The organism is Cupriavidus sp. SZY C1 (assembly GCF_032190535.1).
GTDB lineage: Bacteria > Pseudomonadota > Gammaproteobacteria > Burkholderiales > Burkholderiaceae > Cupriavidus > Cupriavidus pauculus_C.
Window position 1 is genome coordinate 359,940 of sequence record NZ_JAUANU010000003.1, and the last position, 16,182, is coordinate 376,121.

The following is a 16,182-nucleotide window of genomic DNA, read 5'->3' on the forward strand; positions in this document are numbered from 1 at the left end:
TGTAACGGTTGCCGATCTGGTGGCATGCTGCGGCGCAGCAAATGTCGGTGCAACACCGACAGCCATTTCGGTCGGCGCGGGGTAGCATGAGTCGCTTTGCGTTGGCGATCTGGCCGTCCGGCAATCCGGGGCGTTGCCGTGACCTTTTCGACATCCATCGGTATGCACCCGTCCTCCCTGCAACGCTTCCTGTTCGGCGTCATCATCGTCCCGGTCTCGCTCGTCGTCGTCTTTGGCGTCGACGCGATGACGCCGCTCGGCCTGGCCGTCTGGCTGTTCTACCTCGTGCCGGTCTGCCTGTCGCTCTACGGCAACGACGCCCGGCTACCCCTGATCACGGCGGCCGCCGCCACAGTGCTGATCGGCATCGGCTACGCGCTGTCGCCCTCCGGCGGGGCCAACGTCCTGTTCGCGATCATCAACCGGTCAGCCGGCGTGATCATGGCGTGGTTCCTGGCGGTGGTGGTCTACCGCTACATCGTGGCGCAGCAGGCCATGCAGCGCGCGAGCTGGCTGCAGCAGTCGCAGGTCAGGATCCACCAGGCGGTGCGCAACGCACAGTCGGCCGGCAATGTCGGCGACGCGCTGGTCCGCGCGCTGGCGGACGTGCTGCAGGCGCACGTCGGCGTGGTCTACCAGGTGGACGGCGCGCAGTTGCAGCGCCTGGCCACCTGGGCGCTGGCCGATGCCGACCGCCTGCCGCAGACGCTGGCCAAGGGTCAGACCCTGGCCGGCCAGGCGGCCGCCGAGAACCGCGTGATGGCCGTGGGCGGCCTGCCGGCGGACTACCTGCAGGTGTCGTCGGCGCTGGGCCGCTCGGCACCGACCGAGATCATCGCCGCGCCGCTGACGGCCGAGGGCGACGTGGTCGGCGTGGTGGAACTGGGCTTCATCAAGGCGCAGCGCGACACGGCCGACGTGGTGGAACTGCTGGAGCGGCTGGGCGAGTCGATCGGCATGACCGTGCGCGCCGCCGTCTACCGGGGCCGGCTGGAAAAGCTGCTGGCCGAGACGCAGCGCCAGAGCGAGGAACTGCAGGTGCAGCAGGAAGAGCTGCGCGTGTCGAACGAGGAACTGGAAGAGCGTGGCCGCGCGCTGATGGATTCGCAGGCGAGGCTCGAAGCCCAGCAGGCCGAGCTGGAGCAGACCAACGTCCAGCTAGAGGAACACGCCCAGCGGCTGGAAGGCCAGAAGCGCGAAATGCTCGCCTTCCAGGCCGAACTGGCGGCCAATTCGCGCGCGCTGGAACGCTCCAACCAGTACAAGAGCGAGTTCCTGGCCAATATGTCGCACGAACTGCGCACGCCGCTGAACAGCGCACTGATCCTGGCCAAGCTGCTGCAGGAGAACAAGGACGGCACGCTGACCGACGAACAGGTGCGCTACGCGGCCACGATCCACGCGGCCAACACCGACCTGCTGAACCTGATCAACGACATCCTGGACCTGTCCAAGATCGAGGCCGGGCACCTGGTCATCGAGCCGGAGACGGTGGAGCTGAAATCGCTGAGCAGCACGCTGCAGAACCTGTTCGGCCCGATCGGCGAGGGCAAGGGCGTGCCGTTCCGCGTGGAGTTCATGCCCGGCGTGCCCGAATCGATCGTGTCCGACAGCCAGCGCCTGCAACAGGTGCTCAAGAACCTGCTGTCCAACGCGTTCAAGTTCACGGAAACCGGCTCGGTCACGCTGGCGCTGGCCGCCCATGGCGACGATGCGGTGCGCTTTGAAGTGCGCGACACCGGCATCGGCATCCCCAAGGACAAGCAGCAGGTCATCTTCGAGGCGTTCCAGCAGGCCGATGGCACCACGAGCCGCCGCTATGGCGGCACGGGGCTGGGGCTGTCGATCTCGCGCGAGCTGGGCCGGCTGCTCGGTGGCGCAATCTCGGTGGCCAGCGAGCCGGGGCAGGGCAGCGTTTTCGCGCTGACCGTGCCGCGCGTGCTGTCGACCGACGCCGCCTCGCAGGCCGGGCTGCTGACCCAGCCGCCGGCCGCGGCCCCGATCATGGCGCCGCCGTCGCGTGCGGTGCCGCCGGCTCCGGCGCCCGCGTCGGCCCCGCCCGAGCGCGTGCAGCCCGGCTTTCCGGCGCCGATTCCCGACGACCGCGACCATCGTACGCGCGGCAACCGGCTGATCCTGGTGGTCGAGGACGACATCGACTTCGCCGGCATCCTCTACGACCTGGCCCACGAACTCGATTTCGACTGCATCCACGCCACCACGTCGGCGCAGGGCCTGGAACTGGCGCGCCAGCACCAGCCGTGCGGCATCCTGCTGGACGTGGCGCTGCCCGACCAGTCGGGCCTGACGCTGCTGGACTGGCTCAAGCGCGACCCCACCACGCGGCACATCCCCACGCACCTGGTGTCGGTCAGCGACCACGCCGAGGCCGCGCTGCACCTGGGCGCGGTGGGCTACACGTTCAAGCCCAGCGAGCGCGAGAAGCTGGCCGCCGCCATCCGCGGGCTGGAGGCCCGCATGACGCCGGGCCAGCGCCGCGTGCTGGTGATCGAGGACGATCCGGCGCTGCGCGAGAGCATCCGCGCGCTGCTGAAATCGCTGGACGCCGAGATCGTCACGGCCGACAGCGTGGCCGCCGCCACCGCCACGCTGAACGGCACGCCGTTCGACTGCGTGGTGATGGACATGGTGCTGCCCGACGGCACCGGCCACGACCTGCTGGCGCACATGGCCAACACGGCGCTGGCCGATGCCAACCCGATGCCGCCAGTCATCATCTACACGGGCCGCCAGCTCTCGGCCGAGGATGAGCGCCGGCTGCGCAAGTATTCGAAGTCGATCATCATCAAGGGCGCGCGCTCGCCGGACCGCCTGCTGGACGAAGTGACGCTGTTCCTGCACAGCGTGGAGTCGTCGCTGCCGCCGGAGCACCAGCGCATGCTGCGCGCGGCGCGCAACCGCGACGACACGTTCGACGGCCGCAAGCTGCTGCTGGTGGAGGATGACGCGCGCAACATCTTTGCGCTGTCGAAGGTCATCGAGCCGCTGGGCGCCACCGTGGAGATTGCCCGCAGCGGGCGTGAGGCGCTGGACATGCTGAACCGCATGGACGACGTGGACCTGGTGCTGATGGACATCATGATGCCGGAGATGGACGGCATCACCGCCATGCGCCATATCCGCGAGATGCCGCGCTTTGCGCGCCTGCCGATCATCGCGCTGACGGCCAAGGCCATGCAGTCCGACCGCGAGGCGTGCCTGCGCGCCGGCGCCAACGACTACATCGCCAAGCCGATCGACGTCGACAAGCTGCTTTCCCTGTGCCGCGTATGGCTTCACGCAAACTGAAACCGCAGGGCCCCCGCGCCCAGGTGGCCGTCCCGGGGCTGGACGGCGGCGTGGTGCTGCCCGACGCCAACTTCGACATCGAACTGGAACTGCTGCTGCAGGCCATCTTCCTGAAGTACCAGCACGACTTCCGGCGGTACTCGCGCGCGTCGATGCGCCGGCGGCTGCAGCAGGCGCTGCAGGACATGCAGGTGCCCACGCTGTCGCAACTGCAGGACCGCATGCTGCGCGATGCGGCCGTGTTCGGCCGGCTGCTCCAGTACCTGACGGTGCAGGTCAGCGAGATGTTCCGCGACCCGGCCTATTTCCTGGCCATCCGCGAGCACGTGGTGCCGGTGCTGCAGACCTATCCGTCGATCAACGTCTGGGTGGCCGGCTGCAGCAGCGGCGAGGAACTGTGGTCGCTGGCCATCCTGTTCGAGGAGGAAGGGCTGGCGGCGCGCACCGTGTTCTATGCCACCGACATCAACCCGGAAGCGCTGGCCATCGCCCGCACCGGGGTCTACGACGCCGGGCGGCTGCGCGGCTTTGGCGAAAACTACCTGGCGGCCGGCGGCCGGCGCTCGCTGTCGGACTACTATCACGCGGCGTACGGCAAGGCCAAGTTCAACGCCCAGCTGATCCGCCAGTCGGTGTTTGCCGACCACAGCCTGGCCACCGACAGCGTGTTCCAGGAGGCCCAGCTGGTCTCGTGCCGCAACGTGCTGATCTATTTTGACCGCCCGCTGCAGGACCGCGCCATCGGCCTGTTCCGCGACGCGCTGGCGCGCCGCGGCTTCCTGGGCCTGGGCAGCAAGGAGAGCCTGCATTTCAGCGCGCATGCGCAGGATTTCGAGACGGTGGCGTCGCACGAGCGGCTCTACCGCAAGCTCTGAGGACCGACATGGACAGCACGACGCGGACGTATGGCGGGGTGGTGATCGGCGGCTCGGCCGGCGCGCTGGAGGCGCTGAACGCGCTGTTGCCGATGCTGCCGGCGCACATGGTGCCGCCCGTGGTGGTGGTCATGCACCAGATGCCGTCGGGCCCGAGCCTGCTGCCCGAGATCTTCACGTCGCGCTGCGTGCTGCCCGTGCTGGAGGCCGAGGACAAGCTGGCCGTGCAGCCGGGCCACCTGTACGTGGCCCCGCCCGACTATCACCTGCTCGTGGAACGTGATCCCGACGCGCCGGACGCCGTGCGGCTGGCGCTGTCGGTCGATCCTCCCGTGCGCTTCTCGCGGCCGTCGATCGACGTGCTGTTCGAATCGGCCGCCTATGCCTGGCAACGACGGGCGCTGGGCATCCTGCTCTCCGGCGCCAACGACGACGGCGCGCGCGGGCTGGCGGCCATCCGCGCGGCCGGCGGGCAAGCCTGGGTGCAGACGCCCGAGAGTGCGCTGGTCGACACCATGCCGCAGGAAGCGATCACGCGCGGCGCGGCAGACCGCGTCCTGACCCTGGAAGCGATTGGCCACGGGCTGGCCCGCCTGACTGAATGACCCCTACCATGCAACCTCCCGTCAAGATCCTCGCGGTCGACGATATCGCCTCGAACCTGACCGCGCTGGACGCCGTGCTGGCCCGGCCGGGCGTCGAGATCGTCCACGCCAATTCCGGCGCCCAGGCGCTGGAACTGCTGCTGGAGCACGAGTTCGGCCTGGCCATTCTTGACGTGCACATGCCCGAGATGGACGGCTTCGAGCTGGCCGAGCTGATGCGCGGCAGCAAGCGCACGAGCCAGATCCCGATCCTGTTCCTGACCGCGGCCGGCCACGACAGCCAGCGCGCGTTCCGGGGCTACGCCACCGGGGCGGTCGACTTCCTGTTCAAGCCGGTCGATGCGCGCGTGCTGTCGGCCAAGGTCGACGTGTTCGTGCAGTTGGCCCAGCAGAAGCAGCTGCTGGCCGAGCAGCTCGAAACCGCCCAGCAACTGCTGAAGACCAACGAGATGCTGATGGCGGTGCTGGCGCACGACCTGCGCACGCCGCTGTCGGCCATCATCGCGTCGGCGTCGTTCCTGGGCCGTTTTGGCGGGGAAGAGAAGCTGAAGCCGGCCACCGACCGCATCGCCCGCAGCAGCCAGCGCATGGCGCGCATGGTGGACCAGCTGCTGCACGTGGCGCGGCTGCACGGCGGCCGCGTGAGCCTGATGCCGCAGGCGTCCGACCTGGGCGCGATCTGCGCGGCCATCGTCGACGAATGCCAGGTGTCGCGGGGCGCGGCGGCAGTGACGCTGGAGCAGCGCGGCGACACGCGCGCGACGATCGACCCGGACCTGATCGCGCAGGTGGTGCAGAACCTGATTGGCAACGCGCTCCAGCACGGCGATCCGGCCAGCCCGGTGGTCGTCACGCTGGACGGCACGGCGGCCGATACGCTGGTGATGTCGGTGTCGAACGGCGGCGTGATCGACGCCCGCGCGCTGCCCCATATCTTCGAGGCGTTCCGATCCGGCGCGGACGCGCCGGCGGGCGGCGGCACCCCGGAAGGGCTTGGCCTGGGCCTCTACATCGCGCGCGAGCTGGTGATGCTGCACGGCGGCACCGTCGTGGCCGATTCGTCGCCCGAGCAGCGCACCACGACCTTCACCATGACGCTGCCGCGCGAATGCTGCACGGCCCAGCGGGCCATCCAGCCCTGAGCGGCCGTCAGCGCGCCCAGGGCGCCTCGGCCGTCGCCTGCAGGCCGTAGCGCGCCACCGCCTCGGCATGGCGCGCGGCATCCACGGCATGCAGCGCGGCAGCCACGATGTGGTGGCGGTCGATGCCGAAGAAGCGGCGCAGCGCGCCGCGCGTGTCGCTGCGGCCGAACCCGTCAGTCCCCAGTGCGATGTAGCGGGCCGGCACGTACGGCGCGATGAGCTGCGCGTAGGCGCGCACGTAGTCGGTAGCGGCCACGACCGGCGTGGAGCCGGCCAGGCAGCGGGCCACGTGGCTGGTGGCGCCGGCATCGCCGCCGAACATCTGCTGCCGCTCGCATTCCCGCGCATCGCGGGCCAGTTCCGGGAAGCTCGTCACGCTCCAGATCTCGCTGGGCACCTGCCAGTCCTGCGCCAGCAGCTCGGCGGCGGCAAGCACCTCGCGCAGGATCGGGCCGGAGCCCAGCAAGCGCACCCGTGGCGCGCCGTCGCCCTGCGTGCCGAAGCGGTACATGCCGCGCACCACGTCGGCGTGGGCCGATTCGGGCAGCGGCGGATGGGCGTAGTTCTCGTTGTTGACGGTGATGTAGTAGAACTCGTCGCGTTGCTGTTCGAGCATCGCCCGCGCGCCGTGGTCGATGATCACGGCGGCCTCGCCGATGAACGCCGGGTCGTAGGCGCGGCAGTTGGGCACCGTGGCGGCCACAAGCTGGCTGCTGCCGTCCTGGTGCTGCAGCCCCTCGCCGGACAGCGTGGTGCGCCCGGCCGTGGCGCCGATCAGGAAGCCGCGTGCGCGCTGGTCGGCGGCGGCCCAGATCATGTCGCCCACGCGCTGGAAGCCGAACATCGAGTAATAGATGTAGAACGGCAGCATCGGCTCGCCGTTGACGCTGTAGGACGTGGCGGCCGCCGTCCACGACGCCATCGCGCCGGCCTCGGTGATGCCTTCCTCCAGAAGCTGGCCGTCGCGGCTTTCCTTGTAATAGAGCATCGAGCCGGCGTCCTCCGGCTCGTAGAGCTGGCCCACCGGCGAATAGATGCCGATCTGGCGGAACAGGTTGGCCATGCCGAACGTGCGCGCCTCGTCGGCCACGATCGGCACCACGCGCGGGCCGATGGCGCGGTCCTTGATCAGGTTCGTGAACAGCCGCACGACGCCCGTGGTGGTCGACACTTCGCGGCCGTCCGGCGCCAGCGCAAAGCCGGCGTAGGCTTGCAGCGGTGGCACGGGCAGGGCCGGGGCCTGCGTGCTCCGGCGCGGCAGGAAGCCGCCCAGCGCGGCGCGGCGCTCGCGCAGGTAGCGCATCTCGGGGCTGTTCTCGGCCGGCTTGTAGAACTGCATCGATTCCAGCGCGGCATCGTCGATGGGCAGCTGGAACCGCTGGCGGAACGCGTGCAGCGCGTCGGTATCGAGCTTCTTCTGCTGGTGGGCCGTCATGCGCGACTCCCCGGCGTTGCCCATGCCATAGCCCTTCTTGGTCTTGGCCAGGATCACGGTCGGCCGGCCCGTATGCCGCACGGCCGCGTCATAGGCCGCGTGCAGCTTGCGCAGGTCGTGGCCGCCGCGCCGCAGGCCGTCGATGTCGGCGGCGCTCATGCCGGCCACCAGCGCCTTCAGCTCGGGGTCCTGGTGGAAGAAGTGGGACAGGTTGTAGTCGCCGTCCTTGGCGCCCAGGTTCTGGTATTCGCCATCGACCATGGCCGCAAAGCGCTTGAGCAGCGCGTGCTGGGTATCGCGCGCGAACAGAGCGTCCCATTCGGAACCCCAGACCACCTTGATGACGTTCCAGCCCGCGCCGCTGAACAGCGCCTCAAGCTCGTTGATGACCTGCCCGTTGCCGCGCACCGGGCCGTCCAGCCGCTGGAGGTTGCAGTTGATGACGAACGTCAGGTTGTCCAGCCGCTCGCGCGCGGCCAGCGACAGCGCGGCCAGCGATTCGGGCTCGTCCATCTCGCCGTCGCCGAACACGCCCCAGACGCGGCGTCCGGCCGTCGGCGCGATGCCGCGGTGCTCCAGGTAGCGCAGAAAGCGCGCCTGGTAGATCGCGCTGATCGGGCCGATGCCCATCGAGCCGGTGGGGAACTGCCAGAAATCGGGCATCAGCCACGGATGGGGGTAGGAACAGAGGCCGCCGCCGTCCACCTCCTGCCGATAGCGCGCCAACTGGTCCTCCGAGAGCCGGCCCTCCAGGAAGGCGCGCGCGTACACGCCCGGCGCCGAGTGCGGCTGGAAGAAGACCAGGTCGCCCCGGCGCTCGGCCGTATCGGCGCGAAAGAAGTGCTGGAAGCCGACTTCGAAGATCTCGGCTGCCGACGCGTAGCTGGCCAGATGGCCGCCCAGTTCGCCATACGCCTTGTTGGCGCGCACCACCATCGCCAGCGCGTTCCAGCGCAGGATGGCCGTCAGCCGCTGCTCGATGGCAAGGTCGCCGGGGTAGGGCGGCTGGGCGTGCGCGGGAATCGTGTTCTGGTAGGCGGAGTACGGGTGGGCGCGGTGGTCCAGCCCCAGGTGGCCGGCATGCTGGCCCAGCTGCTCCAGCAGGAAGCCGGCGCGCTGCGGGCCCGCGCAGTCCACGACGCCGCTCAGCGCGTCCAGCCATTCGCGGGTTTCGAGTGGATCGATATCGCCGTCGATCTGCAGCGGTGTCAGCGGTTCGGCGCGCCCCATGGCCGGTCTCCTGATGCGGTTGTCGTGCCTACGATTCTAGGCCGCACCCGCAGGCCGGAAATGTCGGATTGCGCCGGTCGACGCCGGATCGGCAGCACGCCGTGTGGCGCTGCGCCGATCTTGCGGCACGACCTGCTGCGGGACCGCTCAGGCGCCGGTGCGGACCGGCAGCGCCTGCACGCCCCGGAGGTTGTTGCGCCGGTGCCAGGACAGACCGGCCAGGTCCACCGGCTGCAGGTTGGGAAAGCGGGTCAGCAGCCCCGTGATGGCCGATTCCAGCTCCAGCGTGGCCAGCCGGGCACCCAGGCAATAGTGGATGCCGCCGCCGAACGACAGCGACGGCGCGTCGGCGCGCGACAGGTCAAGCTGGTCGGGGTGGGTGAACACCGCCGGATCGCGGTTGGCGGCGCCCAGCAGCATGAAGACGATGCTGCCGCGCGGCACCACCACGTCGTCCAGCGCGATGTCCTCGAACGCGGTGCGCACCACCATCTGCACCGCGCCGTCGTGGCGCAGGCACTCGGCCACGGCGCGGGACACCATCGCCGGGTCGGACAGGCCGGCCTTGAGCTGCTGCAGCGCCTCCGGCGCGCGGAACAGCCCGATCAGCGTGTTGCCGATCATGTTCGACGTGGTCTCGTGCCCCGCCACGAACAGCAGGATCACGTTCGAGATGATTTCCGCCTCGGTCAGCGTCGCGCCGTCCTGTTCCACGCCGATCAGGCTCGAAATCAGGTCGTCGCCCGGCTGCGTGCGGCGGCGCGCCACCACGTCGCGGAAGTACGCCTCCAGCGTCAGCGCGGCGTCGTTGGCATCGGCTAGCTGGCGCTCGTCCAGCGGCGCCAGATCGAGCGCGGTGGCCATCCGGCTGGCGGCGGAGCCCAACCGCACGCCGTCCTCGACGGGGATATCGAGCAGCCGGCAGATGATCTCCACGGGCAGCGGCAGCGCAAAGTCGGCGACGACGTCGAACTCGGTGCGATGGCCCACCCGGTCCAGCAGGCTGCGCGTGGTGGTGTCGACGATGCGCGCCAGCCCTTCCACCTGCCGGCGGTTGAACGCCTGCATCAGCAGCGCCCGCAGCCGGGTGTGGGCCGGCGGATTGATCATCAGGAAGGTGCGGCTGATCGCCTGGAACACCGGCGCCTGCGTGGCGGCCTCGCCGTAGCGGGCCTGCACGCTCTGCAGGTAGGTCTTGCCCATGCGGCGGTCGCGCAGCAGGGCGTCGATCACGTGGAACCGGCCGGTCACCCAGACATTGGGGCCCAGCGGCAGCAGCGGCCCGGCGGCGCGAATCTGTTCGTAAAGCGGGTAGGGGTTTTCGAAGAAGGCGGGGGTGGCGAAGGACTCGAATTTCATCACGGGGTGTTCTTGTTATGGCGAGGGGAAACCTAAATCGGCCTGCGGAAAACGAAAAGCCCGTGGCGGGCTTTCGCGGAGAGTTATAGCAGCCGCTCGCCGGGCCAACCACCGGGCTCTGTATCGCAATGTATCCGCCCGCTTCACCGGTACAACCTGTTACAGACCTGGCACGGCCGGCCTGAAATGTACGAGTTTGTATCGGCGCGCATGCGCGATACACACCGATCCAAAAAGGGGCCGGGGCCGACACTTGGCGCTCGTACTCGATGCCTAGACTGCGAGGGTCCATTCAGCCCGCGCTCGTTTCTGCCCGTCAACAGCGCCAACCAGGAGCCTTCTCATGTCTTTCGGCATCGCCCGCAGCATCTCGCCATTCCCGTCCGCCGCCCGCGCTATCGCCGCCGCTTCGGCGCTGGCCGCGCTGGCCCTGTCCGGCCATAGCCCGGCCGCCCATGCCGCCGACGCCGCGCCCAAGGCCCAGGCCGCCGCACCCGCCAAGGCGGACGAGAGCATCCGCCCGTTCCGCGTGCATGTGCCGCAGGCCCAGCTCGACGACCTGCGCAAGCGCATCGCGGCCACGCGCTGGCCCGACAAGGAAACCGTGGCCGACGACAGCCAGGGCATCCAGCTTGCCCGCGTGCAGGCGCTGGTCAAGTACTGGGGCACGCAATACGACTGGCGCAAGGCCGAGGCGCAGCTCAACGCGCTGCCGCAGTTCGTGACCAAGATCGACGGCGTCGACATCCAGTTCATCCACGTCCGTTCGCGCCATCCCAATGCGTTGCCGATCATCCTGACCCATGGCTGGCCGGGCTCGATCTTCGAGTTCATCAAGACGATCGGCCCGCTGACCGACCCCACGGCCTACGGCGGCCGCGCCGAGGATGCGTTCGACGTGGTGATCCCGTCGATCCCCGGCTATGGCTTCTCGGGGCGTCCCAAGGACCTGGGCTGGGGCCCGGACCGCACGGCGCGGGCGTGGGACGTGCTGATGAAGCGGCTTGGCTACACGCAATACGTGTCGCAGGGCGGCGACCACGGCTCGGTCATCTCCGATGCGCTGGCACGCCAGGCGCCGCCGGGGCTCAAGGCCATCCACCTGAACATGCCGGCCACGGTGCCGGGGCCGCTGATGAAGTCGATCCTGGCCGGCGACGCACCGCCCGCCGAGCTGACCGATCCCGAGCGCAAGGCCTACCAGTCGCTGAGCACGTTCTTCGGCCGCAACGCCGCCTATGGCGCGATGATGGTCACGCGGCCGCAGACCATCGGCTATTCGCTGGCCGATTCGCCGGCCGGGCTGGCGTCGTTCACGTACGAAAAGATCGCGGCGTGGAGCGACAGCAACGGCGAGCCGGAGCGCGTGCTGTCCCGCGACGCCATCCTGAACGACATCACGCTGTACTGGCTGACCAATACGGGCGCGTCGTCGTCGCGGTTCTACTGGGAGAACAACAACAACAACTTCAGCGCCGACGCCCAGAAGACGCGCGACATCAAGGTGCCGGTGGCCATCACCGTGTTCCCGCACGAGATCTACCAGGCGCCGGAAAGCTGGAGCAAGCAGGCGTACCCGTCGCTGTACTCGTACCGGACCGTGGCCAAGGGCGGGCATTTTGCCGCCTGGGAGCAGCCGCAGCTCTTTGCCGAGGAAATGCGCGCGGCCTTCAAGTCCGTGCGATGAACTGATTGTCCTGGGGTGCCGTTTTGTGGTGCGGTAGGGCGGCCCCGGTCCCTCCCCCGGCCCGCCCTTGGGCCCAGCCTGCGCGGCTGGGCCGTTTTTTTTGGCGCCGCGCTAGCGCCGCTGCCCCAGCCAGATGCCGGCGCCGATGCAGAGCAGCCCCACGCCGTGGTACCAGTGCGGCGAATCCCCAAGCAGCACCGTCGACAGCACGGCCGCGAACAGCGGCGTCAACGTGATGAAGAACACCGGCAACTGGGCCCCGGCGCGCGAAATGGCGCGGTCCCACGCAAAGTACGCAAGCAACGACGGCACCGTGCCCACGTAGAGCAGGATCCACCCCACCTTGCCGCTCCATTGCAGCGGCGCGTCCAGCGCGCTGATCTCCCAGGCCGCCATCGGCAGGCTGGCCACCACCCCCGTGAAGATCTGCGCGAACAGCAGCACCGGCAGCGGCAGGTCGGGCCGGCTCTTGCGCAGCAGCCACGTATAGAAGCTCCACGCCACCGTGGCGGCCAGCATGTACAGGTCGCCCGGCACGAAGGCAAGCTGGGCGAGCCGGCCGGGGTCGCCGCGCATCAGCACAAAGCCCACGCCCAGCAGGCAGAGCAGGGCGCCGCCGATATGCCACGGCTTGAACCGCTCCCGGAAGAAGCAGGCGCCGATGATCAGCAGGAACAGCGGGGTCGACGCGCCGATCAGCGTGACGTTGATGGGCGTGGACGTGGTCAGCGCCAGGTACTGGAACGCGTTGTAGCTGGCGATGGACAGCACGCCCATGGCGCACAGCATGCCAAAGTGCCGCCTGATTGCCGCCCGGTGGGCCACGATGCCGCGCCAGGCATAGGGCGCCAGCAGCGCCCCGGCGATCAGCCAGCGCACAAGGTTCAGCGTGATCGGCGGCACGGTGCCGGCGGCCAGCCGGCCGACGATGGCATTGCCAGCCCATGCCAGCGGCGGAAATGTCAAAAGCAACAGCGTGGTGGAATCGAGGCGGGTTTTCATCGGTCGGGGTCGACGCGGGGCACGGACGCAGAAGGGAATCCCGAAATATACGGGAATTGGCCGCCGCCGCCCGACCGGGGCGTCGCCGGCGCCACCGCCCGGGGGCGGCGATGCTAGCGGCAAAGCCTTAATGCCAGATTAACGAAGGCTGGCGGATTGCGTGTTGCCGGATCAACCTGCCGGTTTTTTGCGTTTTGGCGACAGGTACATTCCCGATACGTGTAGAGCGTTGACCTGACGGGGGCGCCACTTCTAGACTCGTCGGCACAACAGTTCCTTGCGGCACAGGGTCGGCCGGAAAGAAAGGGAGCAAGAACATGGGCAAGCATCGCCCCACGGCGCAGGTGGGCCGCGCAGGCACGCGCGCGTCCGCGTCATTCGGGAAGCAGGGGGTACACCGGGGCGGCACGCCAGTGCATCGCGCCGGGGCAGGATTCACGCTCATCGAGCTGATGGTGACGGTCGCCATCATCGGCATCATCGCGGCCATTGCGCTGCCCAGCTATACCCAGTACATCGTCCGCAGCAACCGCACGGCCGCCGAATCGTACATGCTGGAGCTGTCCAGCCTGCAGGAACGGTTCATGGTGGACCGCCGCGCCTATGCCACCGACCTGACCGCGCTGAACGCACCCACCGCGCCGGACAGCGTATCCCCGCACTACCAGATCACGATGGCGGCCACGGCCACGCCGCCCGCCTACACGATCACGGCCACGCCGATCAACGCCCAGGCGTCGCGCGATACCGGCTGCGGCACGCTGACCCTCAACCAGGCCGGCGCCAAGACCGCCAGCGGTACCGCGCCGACCGGCTGCTGGAAGTAAGACCATGGCCCTCCATCGCATCCACGTGGCCCAGCACCGCCGCGCAGGCGGCTTCACGCTGACCGAGCTGCTGGTGACGATGTCCGTGCTGGCCATCGTGGCCACGGCGGCGCTGCCGTCGTTCTCGCAGTTCATTGCCAGCCAGCGTGTGCGCAGCGCGGCCAGCGACCTTGCGTCCGCATTCACGCTGATGCGCAGCGAGGCCGTCAAGCGCAACACGTCCACCACGCTGGCCCCGGATGGATCCACCTGGTCGGCCGGCTGGGTCGTCAGCGCCGGCACCGAGCGGCTGCGCGGCTACGGCCCGTACGCCGGCATCACCATCACCACCAGCGGCGGCAACACGCTGTCGGTCGGCAACGACGGCCGGCCCGGCAACGGCAGCCAGACGTTCCAGGTGGCGATGGCCGACGGCAGCACCGCCAACGCGGTCTGCGTGCAGATCAGCGGCACGGGCCGCGTCGCGGCCATCGCGGGAGCCTGCTCATGAGCGTCCAGCATCGCTTCCACCGGAGCCGGCGCCGGCTGGACGCGCAGCGCGGCGGCACGCTGATCGAGGTGCTGATCTCGATCGTCCTGGTGCTCGTGGCCTTGCTGGGCACCGCCGGGCTGATCGCCCGGTCCGGCCAGTCGGAGATGGAGTCTTACCAGCGCGGGCAGGCGCTGACGCTGCTGCAGGACATGGTGAGCCGGCTCAATGCCAATCGCCAGGCCATCGGCTGCTACGCGAGCGGGGCCAGCGCCACGGTCATGGGCACGGCCACGGTGCCGCCGGCCGCCTGCACGGGCGGCAGCGACGCGCAGCGCGCGATGGCCGTGGCGGACCTGGCTGCATGGAACGCCGCGCTGCTGGGCAGCGCCGAGACCGACGGCAGCAACAAGGTGGGCGCGATGATCGGCGCCGTGGGCTGCATCGAGGCCATCGACGCGGCCACCCAGACCTACCGCGTCACCGTGGCCTGGCAGGGCCTTGCCAAGACCGCCGCGCCAGCACTGCCGTGCGGGCTGAACCGCTTCGGCAACGACGCCCACCGCCGCGTGGTCAGCGTGCAGGTGCGGATCGGGGTGCTGTCATGATGGCCCGCCAGAGGGTGACACGCGGCCGGCCGCTCGCCCGCCAGCGCGGGCTGTCGCTGGTCGAACTGATGGTGGCGATGACGCTGACGCTGCTGCTGCTCACGGCCATGGCGGTGCTGTATTTCCAGACCAGCCGCACCCGCAACGCCTTTGTGGAAAGCGGCGAGCAGATGGAAAACGGCCGGTACGCGCTAGACATCATGAGCCGCGAGATCGAGCTGGCCGGCTTCTTCGGGCCGTCCAGCGTGGCGCGCGGCGCCGTGGTCGCATCGCCGGACCTGTGCGCCGCCGACCCCGCCGCGCTGGGCTTTTCCGCATCGCCGGTCACCGTGCCGCTGGGCGTGCAGGGCTTTGCGCCGGGCACCGTGGCGCCTTGCCTGCCGAACCTGTTGCCGGGCTCCGAGATCGTGGCGGTGCGGCGCGTCAGTACCACGGCCGCTGGCGCGGCCACGGTCGGCACGCCTTATCTGCAGGCGTCGTACTGCGCCGACGACGCGCAGCCGGTGGTGTTCGGCGCCAGCGCGCCGGCCTTCACGCTGCGCACCAAGGCGTGCGACAGCACGGCCCCGGCCGAACTGCGCGCCGCCGTGGTACGCATCTTCTATCTGGCCGGCTGCGACCAGTGCAGCGGCAATGGCGACGGCCGGCCCACGCTCAAGATGGCCGAACTGGTCAACGGCGCGTTCCAGGTGCACGCGGTGGCCAATGGCATCGAGGACATGCACTTGGCCTACGGGGTGGACCTGGACGGCAACGGCGCGCCCGACTGCTACGTCGACGATCCGGGCGCCAACAATGGCGCCGCCTGTCCGAACGTACCCACCTACGACTGGTCCGTGCCGCTGACGAACTGGCGCAACGTCACGGCCGTGCGTACCCAGCTGCTGGCCCGCACCGCCAGCGTGACCGGCGGCTGGACCGATCAACGCCGCTACGACCTGGGCCGCGCCGAGCCCAGCGGCCCTTTCCGCGACGGCTACAAGCGCCATGTCTACGCACAGCTCGCGCGCGTGATCAACGTCGCGGCTTCCCGGGAATCCCAATGAAACCATTCCGCCGCCGCCAGCAAGGCGCCACGCTGCTGATCACGCTGGTGTTCCTGGTCGTTTTCCTGATGCTGACGATTTCGTTGGTCGGCTCCGGCGTGGTCAATACGAAGGTGACCGCGAACCAGCAGTATTCAGTAGAAGCCCGCCACGCCGCCCAGCAGGGCATCGAGAAGGCCATCAGCCAGGACTTCACGGCGGCACCGGCCGCGCAGGCCGTCAGCGTCGACGTGACCGGCGACGGCAAGGCCGACTACATCGCGCAGGTGTCCGCGCCGGTGTGCCAGACCAGCAAGCCTGTCAAGAACGTCGAACTCGACGAAACCAACGCGGACGACGTGTCGTGCTTCGTCGGCAACGGCAACAACAACACCGGCATCCTGCCCGCCGCCGGCGGCGGCAGCGGGGGCGGCGGCAATTCGCTGTGCAACGCCACCCAGTGGGACGTGGCCGCCACGGTCAACGACACCGCCACGACGTCCGCCCGCGCCACGCTGCACCAGGGCATTGCGGTCCGCGTGCCCTACGGCACGGCCTGTCCGTCCTGACCCGACAAACGTACCGAACCCTTCGCGCCAACCCAACAAA

General features: G+C 69.3%; 13 protein-coding genes. 10 read left to right on the top strand and 3 right to left on the bottom strand.

Going from position 1 to position 16,182, the window contains the following annotated elements; all coding sequences use genetic code 11:
* The first annotated feature begins 162 nt into the window (after positions 1 to 162).
* Genes QTN24_RS07950 through QTN24_RS07965 form a run of 4 tightly spaced genes read left to right on the top strand, consistent with a single transcriptional unit; the run spans position 163 to position 5,931 of the window.
* A complete protein-coding gene (locus QTN24_RS07950; protein WP_313836269.1) occupies positions 163 to 3,309 on the top strand; it encodes a response regulator in 3,147 nt (1,048 codons plus the stop codon).
* Positions 3,291 to 4,184: a CheR family methyltransferase gene (locus QTN24_RS07955; RefSeq protein WP_313836271.1), complete on the top strand. Its 894-nt coding sequence runs from the start codon at positions 3,291 to 3,293 to the stop codon at positions 4,182 to 4,184. Before QTN24_RS07950 ends, QTN24_RS07955 begins: the two co-directional genes overlap by 19 nt.
* Before the next feature lie 8 nt (positions 4,185 to 4,192).
* Positions 4,193 to 4,789, top strand: coding sequence for a chemotaxis protein CheB (locus tag QTN24_RS07960; protein ID WP_124686551.1), 597 nt, complete (start codon positions 4,193 to 4,195; stop codon positions 4,787 to 4,789).
* 8 nt (positions 4,790 to 4,797) lie between these two features.
* Positions 4,798 to 5,931 carry a hybrid sensor histidine kinase/response regulator gene (locus tag QTN24_RS07965; protein ID WP_124686552.1) on the top strand — a complete coding sequence of 378 codons (1,134 nt, stop codon included), beginning with the start codon at positions 4,798 to 4,800 and terminating at the stop codon, positions 5,929 to 5,931.
* 7 nt (positions 5,932 to 5,938) lie between these two features.
* Here the strand turns inward: QTN24_RS07965 and mdeB are convergent, their stop codons facing one another.
* Both mdeB and QTN24_RS07975 read right to left on the bottom strand, forming a co-directional pair.
* Positions 5,939 to 8,596 carry an alpha-ketoglutarate dehydrogenase gene (gene mdeB / locus QTN24_RS07970; RefSeq protein ID WP_313836275.1) on the bottom strand — a complete coding sequence of 886 codons (2,658 nt, stop codon included), beginning with the start codon at positions 8,594 to 8,596 and terminating at the stop codon, positions 5,939 to 5,941.
* 147 nt (positions 8,597 to 8,743) lie between these two features.
* Positions 8,744 to 9,955, bottom strand: coding sequence for a cytochrome P450 (locus tag QTN24_RS07975; protein ID WP_313836277.1), 1,212 nt, complete (start codon positions 9,953 to 9,955; stop codon positions 8,744 to 8,746).
* Between the two features lie 343 nt (positions 9,956 to 10,298).
* Here QTN24_RS07975 and QTN24_RS07980 point away from each other — a divergent pair, with 343 nt between their 5' ends.
* Positions 10,299 to 11,642 carry an epoxide hydrolase family protein gene (locus tag QTN24_RS07980; RefSeq protein ID WP_124686555.1) on the top strand — a complete coding sequence of 448 codons (1,344 nt, stop codon included), beginning with the start codon at positions 10,299 to 10,301 and terminating at the stop codon, positions 11,640 to 11,642.
* 111 nt (positions 11,643 to 11,753) lie between these two features.
* On the opposite strand, the gene QTN24_RS07985 is transcribed toward QTN24_RS07980, so the two are convergent.
* On the bottom strand, positions 11,754 to 12,644 hold the full coding sequence (locus QTN24_RS07985) for a DMT family transporter (protein ID WP_313836281.1): 891 nt from the start codon (positions 12,642 to 12,644) through the stop codon (positions 11,754 to 11,756).
* A gap of 317 nt (positions 12,645 to 12,961) precedes the next feature.
* Between QTN24_RS07985 and QTN24_RS07990 the strand changes: the two genes are divergently transcribed.
* The 5 genes from QTN24_RS07990 to QTN24_RS08010 are packed head-to-tail and all read left to right on the top strand — an operon-like array spanning position 12,962 to position 16,142.
* Positions 12,962 to 13,471, top strand: a complete 510-nt coding sequence (locus tag QTN24_RS07990; RefSeq protein ID WP_124686557.1) for a type IV pilin protein — start codon at positions 12,962 to 12,964, stop codon at positions 13,469 to 13,471.
* A gap of 4 nt (positions 13,472 to 13,475) precedes the next feature.
* Positions 13,476 to 13,961 (top strand): GspH/FimT family pseudopilin, encoded by a 486-nt coding sequence (locus QTN24_RS07995; protein ID WP_313836283.1) that lies wholly within the window; start codon positions 13,476 to 13,478, stop codon positions 13,959 to 13,961.
* Entirely contained in the window at positions 13,958 to 14,548 is a 591-nt protein-coding gene (locus QTN24_RS08000) for a type IV pilus modification protein PilV (RefSeq protein WP_313836285.1), read from the top strand. The genes QTN24_RS07995 and QTN24_RS08000 overlap by 4 nt, the downstream gene beginning before the upstream one ends.
* Positions 14,548 to 15,594, top strand: coding sequence for a PilW family protein (locus tag QTN24_RS08005; protein WP_313836388.1), 1,047 nt, complete (start codon positions 14,548 to 14,550; stop codon positions 15,592 to 15,594). The genes QTN24_RS08000 and QTN24_RS08005 overlap by 1 nt, the downstream gene beginning before the upstream one ends.
* Positions 15,591 to 16,142: a PilX N-terminal domain-containing pilus assembly protein gene (locus tag QTN24_RS08010; RefSeq protein ID WP_124686560.1), complete on the top strand. Its 552-nt coding sequence runs from the start codon at positions 15,591 to 15,593 to the stop codon at positions 16,140 to 16,142. The genes QTN24_RS08005 and QTN24_RS08010 overlap by 4 nt, the downstream gene beginning before the upstream one ends.
* Positions 16,143 to 16,182 lie beyond the last annotated feature (40 nt).